Source organism: Nocardia sp. NBC_01327, assembly GCF_035958815.1.
Taxonomy (GTDB): Bacteria; Actinomycetota; Actinomycetes; order Mycobacteriales; family Mycobacteriaceae; genus Nocardia.
In genome coordinates this window covers 673684-685924 of record NZ_CP108383.1, presented here as the reverse complement: position 1 = coordinate 685924, position 12241 = coordinate 673684, and the positions used below count along the sequence as shown (strand labels likewise).

Here is a 12241-nt window from a genome sequence, read left to right as displayed (position 1 = left end):
ATGCGAAGGCCCCCACCCTGTTCGGGCGGGGGCCTTCGTATTCGGTCGATTTACCCGATATTTGCGGACATGTCCGGAATCATGCGATACGCCTCGTCCTGCCAGTTGGTCCAGGCGTGCAGACCGACCGGCGGGAACGAATACGTGACATTCCGGGCGCCCAGCGTGTCCATGCGCACCTGGAAGGCCCGAGTATTGGCCAGCGCCAACGCCTCCAGCGGCGAACCCCGCACGATTCGGTCCGTGGCCGCGCCGAGCGGGATATCGAGATCCTGCTGCATGGGCAGCCCGCTGCCCGCCGCGACCCAGAGCCGGGTGTTGTTCCCGATCAGGGTGGGGGCGAAGACGAACGGATCCATGCGCAGCCAGCGGTCACCCCAGGGCGGGGCCATGGAATCGACGTTGTAACCACCGGCGTCGATCATGGCGACCCGAATCGCCTCCCGCATACCCGGTGCGGAGATGTTCAGGTAGCCGGAAAAGGAACCGGCATAACTGAACTGATCCGGGTGATAGGCGGCCAGGGTCAGCGCCGCACTGCCGCCCATGGACAGGCCGAAGACGCCATTGCGATTGGGATTGAACCCCAGGCGATCCCGCAGTGCCCAGCGCAACTGGTCGGTCAGGAAGGTTTCCCAGTCGTACCGGTAGCTCTTGCCCGGTCCGGCGCCGAGCGCCTCGGTGGCGCCCGAACCGGTATTGGCCGCGGACGAACCCGCACCCGCCGGGACCCCGAAGAACGAACTCGGGGAATTCCAGTCGGCATAGAAACTGGACTCACCGCCGACCGGCATGACCACATTGATATTCCAGCTGGCCAGGACGTCCGCGACATTGGTGTCGTTCTCCCAGCCGTTCAAGATCTCGGTGGCGCGCTGACCATCGAGGGCATAGACGACCCGGTCGGTATTACCGTCCGCCGCGCGCAGCACCCGGGTCTTGATCGGACCCATGACCGGCGAGTCCACCCAGAAGTCGAAGGCCGCCGGGTTGAACGCCGCTGTCGCAGGCCCGGTTCCGACCACCGTGAGAGCAAGTGGCAGGACAAGCGTCGCGGCGACGCCCAGGACCATTCTTTTGAAGCCTCTAACCCGCATCGACCTAGCCCTCTCGTTGGAGCAGAACCGAGCTTGCACACCTGATCTTCTTCGCTTGATCTTCATCGATACCGGGCAAATGTCGGCTCACCAGCCCGGCGTGTTTGCGAGTCCGATTAGCCGAGTCCGGACCGAGACCGACAAAAAGGCCCCCGCCCTGAGGGGCGGGGGCCTTTCACTGCTGCTCGGAGGCTAGCCGATATTGGCGGACAGGTCCGGAACCATGCGGTAGACCTCGGCTGCCCAGTTGGCCCAGTTGTGCACACCGGCCGCGGGGAAGTCGTAGTCGACATTGTTGGCGCCGATGGCGGCCATACGCACCTGGAAGGCGCGGGTGTTGGCCAGCGCGAGCGCCTCCAGCGGCATGCCCTGCAGGACCGACATCACCGACGTCACATCGCCCGGTCCGGGGATGGCGCTGGCGGCGGAGATCCAGAGCCGGGTGTTGTTGGCCTTCAACTGCGGCGCGAAGACGAACGGGTCCATGCGCAGCCACTGCGGGCTCCACGGCAGTGCCATCGAGTCGACATTGAAGCCGCCGGCGTCGATCATGGCCAGGCGCATGGCCTCTCGCATGCCGGGGGCGGAGATGTTCAGGTAACCGGAGAACGAACCCGCGAAGCTGAACTGATCCGGGTGGTAGGCCGCCAGGGTCAGCGCCGCCGAACCACCCATGGACAGACCGAAGACGCCATTGCGGTTCGGGTTGAAGCCGAGGCGGGCGCTGAGTGCATTACGCAGGTCCTTGGTCAGGAAGGTCTCCCACGTGTAGCGGAAGCTCTTGCCCGGGCCACCGGCCATGATCTGCAGGCCGCCGGAACCCGAGGAGGAACCGGACGCCGAGCCCGACGACGACAGCGAGCCGGAGCCGGTACCGGCGGGAACGCCGAGGAAGGTGCTGGGCGCGGCCCAGTCGGCGTAGAAACTGGACTGGCCGCCGACCGGCATGACCACATTGATATTCGCGGCGGTCAGCGCATTGGCCACATCGGTGTCGTTTTCCCAGCCACTGATGTCGTCACGGGCGCGCATACCGTCGAGCGCGTAGACGACGCGGTCGGTATTACCGTCCGCGGCCCGGAAGATGCGCGATTTGATCGGGCCCATCCCGCTGGACGAGTCGACCCAGAAATCCATAGCGGTCGGATTGAACGCCGCGTTCGCGGACCCTGCCACACCTGCCACCGACGCCCCGAACGGGAGCAGTAGCGCCAAGGCCATGCCGAGGACAGACTTCCTCATCCAGCCGCCGCTCGATCTCCGACGTCTATCCTGCGCACCTCGCATCATCAGGCCTTTCGTGTTCGTTCGTTTCAACCGCGTGCTCGGGGCCACGGCGGGCGTCTCGGGGAGCCTATCGTTCTACGGCTAACGGAGCGTTATCGGAAAGAGACATATGTGATCGGGACCACTAGTACGAGCATTTGTGGCCCGGACCAGGTAGTTGATACAACAAGGGACACAAAAGCCACGCGGTACGAATACCGCGCAACAACTGCGGGTGTGACCCGGCAACTATGTCAGCCAATGTGCGCCGACAAATCAGGGGTCAGTCGATTCAGCTCGGACTCCCAGTTTTTCCAGTTGTGCACACCGACGGCCGGATAGTCGTAGGTGACATTGCTGTCGCCCAGACCGGAGAGCCGAGCCTGGAAGGATTTGGTACCCACCAGCGCGATGGCCTCGATACCCATGCCCTCGACGGTGGAGGCATTGATGGCATCGGCCGAGGACGGCAGTCCACTACCCGCCGAAATGAACAGGCGCGTGTTGTTGGCCTTCAATTTCGGCGCGAAGGTGAACGGATCGAGGTGCTGCCATTTGGCGTCCTTGGCCTTGGCGAGCGCGTCGATGTTGTAACCGCCGGCATCCAGCATGGCGACCCGGACGGCATCCCGCATACCCGGCATGGACAAATTCAGCGCACCGGAAAGCGATGCGGCGTAGGAGAACTGATTGGGATAGAAGGCCGCCAGCACCATCGCGGCGCTGCCGCTCATCGACAATCCGACAACGCCGTTGTGAGTCACATTGAAGCCCAGGCGATCCCGCAGCGCATCACGCAGGTTCTGCGTCAGGAACGTTTCCCACATATACGCGGAGGTCTTGCCCGGACCGCCCGCAAGCGCCTCGGTGGCGCCGGAACCCGAGCCCGCAAGCGTGCCGGCGGGGATGCCGAGGAAGGTGCTCGGCGAGGCCCAGTCGGCATAGAAGCTGGACATGCCGCCGACCGGCATGACCACATTGATATTCGCGGCCATCAGGGTCTGCGCCGCACCGGTCTCGATTTCCCAGCCGCTGTCGTCGTCGCGGGCGCGCATACCGTCGAGCAGATAGACCACCCGGTCGGTATTACCGTCCGCCGCCCGGAACACACGAGATTTGATGGGCCCCATAGTCGAATCGACATAGAAGTCCATACCGGCGGGATTGAAGGCGGCGTGCGCGACACCGGAGCCGAGACCAGCTCCTGCCACCGACGCCCCGAACGGTAGCAAGGCCGCCACGGCCAGACCCACGGCTGACTTTCTCAGCCACCCGCGCCCGGCGCCTGCGCCCCGGGCCCGAATCTCCTGTGCCCCACCCACAGTCAAGCCTCGCATATCTCGTTCGGCCTTTCGTCGGCACGACCGGCTGCCCATGCCAGGGCGCGGGCCGTGTATTGCGACAACCGTTGCGACACATACGCGATGGACCGCGACGGGCGTACCCAGGGATGCTATCGCTAAACGACCCCCTGGGTGTTACCAAACCGAGATGAGAGTGCATTATCAGGTTGCGAATCGGACACAACGGCGGCGACCCTGTGTTAAAGGATCGCCGCCGTGGGTGATTCGCTAAATTTGCCCGGAATTGTCCCGGGGGACTTACTGTCTCGCTACTTGGGCGGCACCGGCACCGCCGGAGCCGACGGATACGGATCGACCAACCCGCACCGTTCGATCTCGTACTTCGGCACCCGATCGATGCGGTACTTCGAGAAGTCCAGTGACTGCATCACATTGTGCCGGAACCGCTCGAAGGTCAGCGGCGACCGCGAGGACGCCAGCAGATCCTGGGTCTGCGGGCAGGACAGCGCGACTCGCGCCTGCTGCACCCACTTGTCGTCCATGTACCAGGGCAGCCACGGATGCTTGTCGACCATGCCCGCATCCACCACGACCCAGTCCGGGTACAGGTTCTTGTCGTGCCCGATGCGGCCGTCGGTGAGCCGGTCGGTATGCGCCGCAAGCGGATACGCCAGGCCCATCTGATCGATGACCCGCACGTTCAGCGGCACGTTCATGCTGGTCATACCGAGATTCAGGAAGAAGACGGTATGTCCGGCGCCACCGTCGGGAATGGGCGCGGGCGGCGGTGCGACGTACCAGAACATGAAGGACGGCGAATTGAGCAGCAGGCCGCCGTCCGGGGTGTCGGTGATATCGCGGACCATGGCGCGCATGCGCGGATAGTCCAGATAGTCCTCGGCCAGGATCGGATGATCGTGACCGGTATTGAGGACGTAGTAGATCCGCTCGTCCACAATGCCCGTCGAGGCGATCTTGGTGCCGGTCGTGATGGCCGTCGTATTGGCCGCGAACAGCGCCCAGCCCGCGGTGCCGACGAAGCCCGCCAGCACCACCGCCAGCGCCCAGTCCACGCGGCGCCCGCCGCGCTGACCACTGAAGATGTTCTGCGGCAGCCGCACCGGCAGCACGGCCACCGGCAGCATCAGGCAGAACAGCTGCGGCAGCAGCATGCGACCGTGCATGAAGTCGCCGCCGACACGCAACTCGTAGACGATGAGCACCACACCGCTGCCGACCATGAGCGTGGCAACGGCCGCGGGAGTGCGCAATCGGACGCTGAACCGGTGAATCCGATTGCGCCAGCGCGTCTCCGAACCTTCGGAGACCTCGTCGTCGACGGCACGGCGGTCGAGCGAGCCCGAGGCGCGGCCGGACCGCACCGCGAACACCGCGGCGATCGCCAGGATCAGCAGCGGCAGCCACAACCAGTACGGGCCGACGAAGTTCCACAGATAGATGAAGCCCTGATGCCACTTGGCCCCGGCCGCATCCTTGGCCACCGCCGTATTCGGGTACGGCAGACCGTAATAGCCCATGCGCCAGATCTGGTACGCGACCGGCACCAGTCCTGCCACCAGCACGACACCGATCCGGAAGAACAGCGGCCGCACCCGGGTCTGCGGCAGCGGTGCGCAGAAGATCATGACCAGTGCGAGCGCACCGACCAGCGTCATCTCCGGCCGGATCAGCGGGGCCAGCCCGGCGAAGAACACCAGGCCGAAAAAGCCTGGCAGGCGCACTCGTTCGGCCTGACTCCAGCGGACCAGCAGCCACCACAGCACTGCCAGCCAGCAGATGACCAGGCAGTTCTCCAGGCCGGAGGTGGCGTAGTCACGAGCGGGAGGCATGGCGATGTAGACCAGTGCTCCGGCCGGGACCAGAAGGGCGGATTTCGTTCCGCCCCACAGTCGTGCCGAGCCCAGCATGGCGAAGACGATCGCCAGCACCGACAGCGTGAGCGCGATGCCGAGCACCACGTACTCCAGCCGCAGCTGGGTCAGCCAGCTGAAGAACCAGACGAGGTAGGTCCAGGCCGTACTGGTATTGGTTTCGACGCGTTCGCCCGCATTGAATACCGGGCCGTTGCCCGCCAGCAGGTTTCGCACCGTGCGCAGCACGATCAGGCCGTCGTCGGCGATCCACCGCCGCTGCCAGGCGCCGGCTGCGAAAAGGGTCGCGGTCAGCACGATCCCACCGATGAAGACGGTGCGAGATAGTCGCGAGAAACGGCGCGCGGACACATCTGCCGCACGCCGATGGGCACTACCGACCGGCAACTGTGCCGTCGGTGCGCCCTCCCCTCGCTCTTCTCCCTCTACCACGTCAGGTGAGATAGACAGCGACACCTACCGCTCCGATCCAGGCTATTGCGAGGAACTGGAGGATCCGGTCCCCCAGGGCGATCTCTTCGGGTTCACCGGCTTCACCGCCGTCGACGTCCACCGCGTAGCGCAGCACCGCGATGGTGAAGGGCACCATCGAGATCGCGAACCAGTCGGTGTCCTTGATCCGGCCCTGTTCGAACGCCCACAGCCCGTAGAAGACCACCACCGCGGTGGCCGACAGGGTCCAGACGAAACGCAGGTAGGTGGCCGTGTAGTACTGCAGCGACTTGCGAATCTTGGCGCCGGTGTCGAGCGCGATCTTCAACTCGGCGTAGCGCTTTCCGGCCGCCATGAACAGCGAGCCGAAAGCCATGATGAGCAGGAACCACTGGGACAGCTTGATATCGGCGGCGGCGCCACCGGCGACCGCGCGCAGCAGGAAGCCGGAGGAGACGATGCAGATATCGAGCACGGCCTGGTGCTTGAGGCCGAAGCAGTAGGCCAGCTGAATGCCGATGTACACGGCCATCACCACGGCCAGATGCCACGACGCCACGAACGACAGCGCGAGCGACGCGACCAGCAGTACGAGCGACAGCGTGTAGGCGAGGTTCACCGGAACCACACCGGCGGCGATCGGCCGGTAGCGCTTGGTCGGGTGGGCCCGGTCGGCCTCCACGTCCAGCGCGTCGTTGACCAGGTAGATGCCCGAGGCCGCGAGGCAGAACGCCACGAAGGCGACGCCGACGTGCAGCAGCACCGACATATCGGTGAAAACCACATGGCCGGCGGCGTCCTTGCCCGCTGCCAGTGGCGCCGCCAGTACGAGCACGTTCTTGACCCACTGGCGTGGGCGCACGGCCTTCACCAGACCGCCGATCAGGGTCTTCGGCGGGCCCTTGATGACACCTTCGTCCAGGTCAACGCCGGTCGGCTCTTCGCTCATGTCAACAACGGCTCTTTCTTCCTGCGCGGTCACTTCGCGAGTCTCTTTTCGGCGGCAAGCACAACAGCAGCTGATGCGGCGCCCAGCGCGGAACCGGCGAGCACGTCGGATGGGTAGTGAACCCCGAGGACGACCCGGGAAAGCAGCATCGGCGGGACGAGCACCGCGGGCAAGGGTAACCCGGTGAGCCTGCCGAGCAACACCGCCGCCGCCGTCGTGGAGGTCGCATGCGAGGACGGGAAACTGAGCTTGCCCGGCGTCGACACGTTGACCTGCACCGATGGATCATTCGGGCGCGGGCGGCGGACGATTCTCTTGATGACGACGGAGGCGGCGTGCGCCCCGAACGCGCCGACCGCGACCCCGGCCCACTCCCGTCGGCGGGGTTTGTCGACGAGCGCCCCCACCGCCGCGATGCCGATCCAGCCGAGCGAGTGATCGCCGAAATGCGACATACCGCGAGCGACCTTGACCACGGCCGGGTTCCGGCCGATGGTGCCCTGCACCAGATTGAGGATCTTCACCTCGGCGGGCGGTGCGGTCACGGGGGTCTCGGGGACGATGTGCAATCCACGATCAGGCTCGGTGGCCGACTGACTGGCGGTCATTTGCTCTCATTCCCTGAGTCGCTCGTGATCCCAACGGTGCTTATTCCAAAGGTGTTCTCCCAAGCCGCCTTGCTCGTGAGATGTGAATGCGCCGCACGATACTGCTCGCGCACCTCGGGGAAGCGCTCGGCCAGCTCCCTGCGCAGCCGCAGCGCCTCGCGGAACAGCTCGGCGGCCTTGCGCGGATCCCGCTTGCGGTAGACCACACCGCGGCCGTCGGCGGTGGTGACGGTGACGCCGTCCACCTGTGACAGCAGGTACCAGCGGGCATCCAGCGTCGGCACATTCAGCTGCGGGACGTCATGGTGCTTGGTATTGGCCTTGCGGAAGTTGTGCACCACGCCCCTGCCGAGCCGCGCGATCTTCGAGAGCGGGTTCGACGGTTCGCCGACCGCGCCCACCTCGGCATGGCTGGGCAGCGGCAGTTCGGTGGAGGACGGCAGCACCACGGCGTCCGGGAACTGCTTGCGCATGGCGTGCACCTTGCCGAGCGCGGTCGGCAGCAGCTCGAAGAGCTTGTCCGGTCCGGCGAGGTAGTCGCGAATGGCCTCGTTCTGGATGGCCACCGTCGAATACTCCAGGCAGAGCAGGTGTTTCAGCGTGGCCTTGATGGTGTTGACCACCATGGGCCGGCCGTCGTTGGGCAGGTGCAGCGAGGCGACCACCAGGCGGTTGCGCAGGTGGAAGTACGCCTGCCAGTCGATGGCGTCGTCCTTGTCGCTCCAGGCCATATGCCAGACGGCCGCACCCGGCAGGGTGACGGTCGGATAGCCGTGATCCCTTGCGCGCAAACCGTATTCGACGTCGTCCCATTTGAGGAACAGCGGCAGCGGCTGCCCGATCTCCTCGGCCACCCGGCGCGGGATGACGCAGGTCCACCAGCCGTTGAAGTCCACATCGATGCGACGGTGCAGCAGCTTGGAATTGTCGCGGTCGCTGAGCGGATTCTTCGAGAAGTCGTGGTCGTACTCGACATTCGCGGGCGCGGTCCACATGAAGATGGACCGGTCCACGATCTCGCCCATGGTGTGCAGGTGCGAGCGCTCCTGCAGGTTCAGCATCTGACCACCGGTGAGGATGGGCGATTTGGCGAAGCGCGAGAACGCGAGTGCGCGCAGGATGCTGTCGGGTTCGATCTCGATGTCATCGTCCATGTAGACGATGAACTCGGCGTCCGTGGTCTTGAGCGCCTCGTACATGACCCGGCTGTAACCACCGGACCCACCCAGATTGGGCTGGTTGTGGATGGCCAGGCGATCACCCAGCGGCAGTGCGGCTTCGGCGAAGCCCGGCTCGTCCACGACCTTGCGAGTGCCCTGGTCGGGGATGATGACGGCCTTGATCTTCTCCAGCACCAGCGGGTCGCTACCCAGGGCGGTAATGGTTTTCACCGCATCGGTGGGGCGGTTGAAGGTCGGCATGCCGATGGCGATGCTGCCCTCACCCGGCGCCTCGATCGGTGCGTACCAGCCGCCGCTGCGCAGCTGCACCGCGCTGTCGGTGGTGATGTCGAACCAGATCCAGCCGCCGTCCTCGAACGGGCCCAGATCCACCTCGAACTCGACCAGGGTGTCCTGCGCATCGCCCGGCGTGCTGAACTCGTTGCCCTGCACGTGGATTCGCGATCCGTCGGCCTTGGACCGGTACACGTCCACACGTCCGTGACCGGAGAGTTCCAGCCGCAGCACCATCGACTGCAATACGCTCCAGCGCCGCCAGTAGCTGGCCGGGACCGCATTGAAGTAGGTGCAGAACGACACCTCGGACTCCGCGCCGATGGACAGCGAGGTGCGCGAGGTGGCGTGCGCGCGTTTGGCGTTGGTATCGGACTCCTCGAGGTACAGCTTGCGTACGTCGAGGGGCTCGCCCGGCCGGGGCAGGATGATGCGCTGCAGGAGGGACTTGGCGCGGGTCGCTCCGTGAGACTCTTCTGGCGTCATGTCTTCCAACGTTGCTTGTGCGGTCATTCGGCGGTGTCCACCAGCGCGGCGCCGGACTCCAGGTGCGGGCGCAGCACATTATCGAACATGCTGAGCGCGGCGCCGATGGCCATATGCATGTCGAGGTACTGGTAGGTGCCGAGGCGGCCACCGAAAAGGACCTTGGCCGAGGCGGTTTCGGCCTTGGCGAGCTCGCGGTAGGCGAGCAGCTTGGCGCGGTCGTCGGGGGTGTTGACAGGGTAGTACGGTTCGTCGCCGGTCTGAGCGAAGCGGGAGAACTCGCGCATGATGACGGTCTTGTCGTTCGGGTAGTCGCGCTCGGGGTGGAAGTGGCGCGGCTCGATGATGCGGGTGTAGGGCGCGTCCGCGTCGTTGTAGTTCATGACCGAGGTGCCCTGGAAGTCACCGGTTTTCAAGACCTCGGTCTCGAAATCGATAGTGCGCCATCCGAGTTCGCCCTCGCTGTAATCAAAATAGGCGTCCAGCGGGCCGGTGTAGATGACGGGCGCGTCCGGGTTCTGCGCCCGGAGCTCGTCGCGGACGTCGAACCAGTCGGTGTCGACACGGACCTCGATGAGCTCGCTCTCGGCCATCTTGGTCAGCCACGCGGTGTACCCGTCCTTGGGCAGACCCTCGTAGGTGTCGTTGAAGTACCGATTGTCGAAGTTGTAGCGCACCGGCAGGCGGGTGATATTGCCTGCGGGCAGCTCCCGTGGGTCGGTCTGCCACTGCTTTGCGGTGTAGTCACGGATGAACGCCTCGTAGAGCGGGCGGCCGATCAGGGACACCGCCTTCTCCTCGAGATTGGCAGCATCCTTGGTGTCGATCTCGGCGGACTGCTCGGCGATCAGCGCGCGTGCTTCCTCCGGCGTGAAGTAGCGGCCGAAGAACTGGGAGATGAGGCCGAGTCCCATGGGGAACTGGTAGGCCTGACCCTTATGCAGCGCGTAGACGCGGTGCTGGTAGTTGGTGAATTCGGTGAACTGGTTCACGTAATCCCACACCCGTTTGTTCGAGGTGTGGAAAAGGTGAGCACCGTACTTGTGGATTTCGATGCCGGTCTCTGGCTCCGCCTCCGAGTACGCGTTACCACCGAGGTGGTAGCGGCGGTCGACCACCAGGACCCGCTTGCCCAGCAGGTTGGCGGTGCGTTCGGCGATGGTCAGCCCGAAGAAGCCGGAGCCGACGACGATGAGATCGAAGGGGGATGCGACGGTCACGGGAGCCCAGCGTAGTGGAAGAAGATATCGGCGCGCGTGGGCTCCGGTAGGTGGGATTTTTAGGCATCCAGGTTACGGACGGAACCGGTGATCGTCGTCCCCCGTGAGAGGGAGCTGTCGTCCAGGATTTCGCTCAGAGTTAACCGAAATGGGGACAGATCCGTCATCCGACCTGTATTTCATAACGCAACGAGCTGAACAAACGTCCAGATCGTTGCCGTGCGCAGTACGCGGCCGTGCCTCCCCGCCGACCGGAAGACAACCCCCCACCATGCGGTTAGCCCGTTTCGCCCCACTCATGGGCGCACTCACACTCACGGCTGTGCTGAGCACCGTCGCCCTCATTCCCACCGCAGCCCCGGCGCACGCCGACGAAGACACCCTCGCCAGCACCCAGGTGGCCGACCCGGCCGGCCTGTGCGGCAATGGTGCGGCAACCTTCGATGACATTGTGACCAATGCCGCGACCGCCGTTCGCACGGTTGTTCCGGCAGGTCAGCAGGCCGCGTTCGATCAGCAGGTCAACGATTTCCGCCAGACCATCGCGCAGGTCCACGTGCACCGGCGCGGTCTGCCCATGGATCCGACCGGAACCGGCGATCGACTCGAATTCCTCGATGATCCGATTGTGTCCTACCTGGTCAACGACCTGGACGCGATCCGCACCGGCCGCATCGACCAGACCGTCTCGCTGTCCACGATCACGGTGTCCGATGTGATCGAGGTGTTCATTCTCGGCACCCGCATCGTGAAGATTCCTACGCAGCTGGCCTTCAGCCTCATCCCGACCGTCGGTTTCATTCTCAAGCCGATCGTCGGCGCGATGTTCACCGGCGTGAAATCACTGGCCCGTTCCATCCAGGCGCAGCTGGCCCGCACCTGCACCGCCCCCACCGCATACGAGAAGCTGCAATTGGAGCCGCTGCCGGACGAGCACGTGGCGGTCCCGCAGCCGCTCCTGGATCTGGCGAACCAGCTGACCAAGGCCGACGGCACCTGCACCCCGCTCGCCGAACTCAAGACCTCCGACCTGGTCGAGCGCACCCGCAACTTCCTCACCCGCACCGCCGGTCTGCCGGTCGATCCGGCCGCCGTGAATGCGAACGCCGATGCGCTGCAGGGCTTCCTGCATGACAACCGAGTCGCCCATTCGGTCCTGATGCGCCGCATCGAACAGCTCGGCCCCCTGGTGAACGCCATGGACTACGGCCCCCTCACCTTCCTCGCCAACCTCGGCTTCGACATCTACGAGGGCAAGGGCCTCGACACGGTGCCCCTGTCGGATGTGAAGGTGGAGAACGCCTTCGACATGATCACCCTCACCCTGGACACCGCCAGCCTCCTCATGACCGTCGGCAGCACCATCGCCGGCTTCACCGGCGTAGCCTCCACCATCACCACCCCCCTGGGCATCGCCCAAACCCTCGCCTTCGCCCCCACCACCTACGGCATGCCCATCCTCCGCGGAGTCATGCAATCCATGTGCGGCGCAGCCTGATTCGATAGCCCCATACGACAACGGCCCGGGCGTCT

The 12241-nt window shown here is 65.1% G+C and carries 9 protein-coding genes; 1 reads left to right on the top strand and 8 read right to left on the bottom strand.

The features are described from left to right. Positions 1–50: 50 nt before the first annotated feature. From OG326_RS03025 to glf, 8 genes are all read right to left on the bottom strand, one after another. Positions 51–1073, bottom strand: a complete 1023-nt coding sequence (locus tag OG326_RS03025) for an alpha/beta hydrolase (RefSeq protein ID WP_327143109.1) — start codon at positions 1071–1073, stop codon at positions 51–53. A 216-nt stretch (positions 1074–1289) separates the two neighbouring features. Then, on the bottom strand, positions 1290–2387 hold the full coding sequence (locus OG326_RS03020) for an alpha/beta hydrolase (protein ID WP_442790906.1): 1098 nt from the start codon (positions 2385–2387) through the stop codon (positions 1290–1292). Positions 2388–2617: 230 nt separating this feature from the next. After that, entirely contained in the window at positions 2618–3700 is a 1083-nt protein-coding gene (locus tag OG326_RS03015; RefSeq protein ID WP_442790905.1) for an alpha/beta hydrolase, read from the bottom strand. A gap of 275 nt (positions 3701–3975) precedes the next feature. Continuing rightward, positions 3976–5946, bottom strand: coding sequence for a flagellar motor control protein ZomB (gene zomB, locus OG326_RS03010; protein WP_327146342.1), 1971 nt, complete (start codon positions 5944–5946; stop codon positions 3976–3978). Positions 5947–5992: 46 nt separating this feature from the next. Further along, positions 5993–6940: a decaprenyl-phosphate phosphoribosyltransferase gene (locus OG326_RS03005; protein ID WP_327143106.1), complete on the bottom strand. Its 948-nt coding sequence runs from the start codon at positions 6938–6940 to the stop codon at positions 5993–5995. Positions 6941–6969: 29 nt separating this feature from the next. Next, positions 6970–7548: a phosphatase PAP2 family protein gene (locus tag OG326_RS03000; RefSeq protein ID WP_442790904.1), complete on the bottom strand. Its 579-nt coding sequence runs from the start codon at positions 7546–7548 to the stop codon at positions 6970–6972. Beyond that, complete coding sequence (locus tag OG326_RS02995; RefSeq protein ID WP_327143105.1) at positions 7545–9488, bottom strand: glycosyltransferase; 1944 nt, start codon at positions 9486–9488, stop codon at positions 7545–7547. Before OG326_RS02995 ends, OG326_RS03000 begins: the two co-directional genes overlap by 4 nt. 23 nt (positions 9489–9511) lie before the next feature. Continuing rightward, positions 9512–10708, bottom strand: coding sequence for a UDP-galactopyranose mutase (gene glf, locus OG326_RS02990; RefSeq protein ID WP_327143104.1), 1197 nt, complete (start codon positions 10706–10708; stop codon positions 9512–9514). Between the two features lie 322 nt (positions 10709–11030). On the opposite strand from glf, the gene OG326_RS02985 reads away from it, so the two are divergent. After that, a complete protein-coding gene (locus OG326_RS02985) occupies positions 11031–12206 on the top strand; it encodes a hypothetical protein (RefSeq protein ID WP_327143103.1) in 1176 nt (391 codons plus the stop codon). The last annotated feature ends 35 nt before the right edge of the window (positions 12207–12241 follow it).

Excerpts from the sequence above, each read along its gene's own strand:
- OG326_RS03025 (WP_327143109.1), bottom strand. The coding sequence starts at position 1,073 with ATGGTCCTGGGCGTCGCCGCGACGCTTGTCCTGCCACTTGCTCTCACG.
- OG326_RS03020 (WP_442790906.1), bottom strand. The coding sequence starts at position 2,387 with ATGATGCGAGGTGCGCAGGATAGACGTCGGAGATCGAGCGGCGGCTGG.
- OG326_RS03015 (WP_442790905.1), bottom strand. The coding sequence starts at position 3,700 with ATGCGAGGCTTGACTGTGGGTGGGGCACAGGAGATTCGGGCCCGGGGC.
- OG326_RS03005 (WP_327143106.1), bottom strand. The coding sequence starts at position 6,940 with ATGAGCGAAGAGCCGACCGGCGTTGACCTGGACGAAGGTGTCATCAAG.
- OG326_RS03000 (WP_442790904.1), bottom strand. The coding sequence starts at position 7,548 with ATGACCGCCAGTCAGTCGGCCACCGAGCCTGATCGTGGATTGCACATC.
- OG326_RS02995 (WP_327143105.1), bottom strand. The coding sequence starts at position 9,488 with ATGACGCCAGAAGAGTCTCACGGAGCGACCCGCGCCAAGTCCCTCCTG.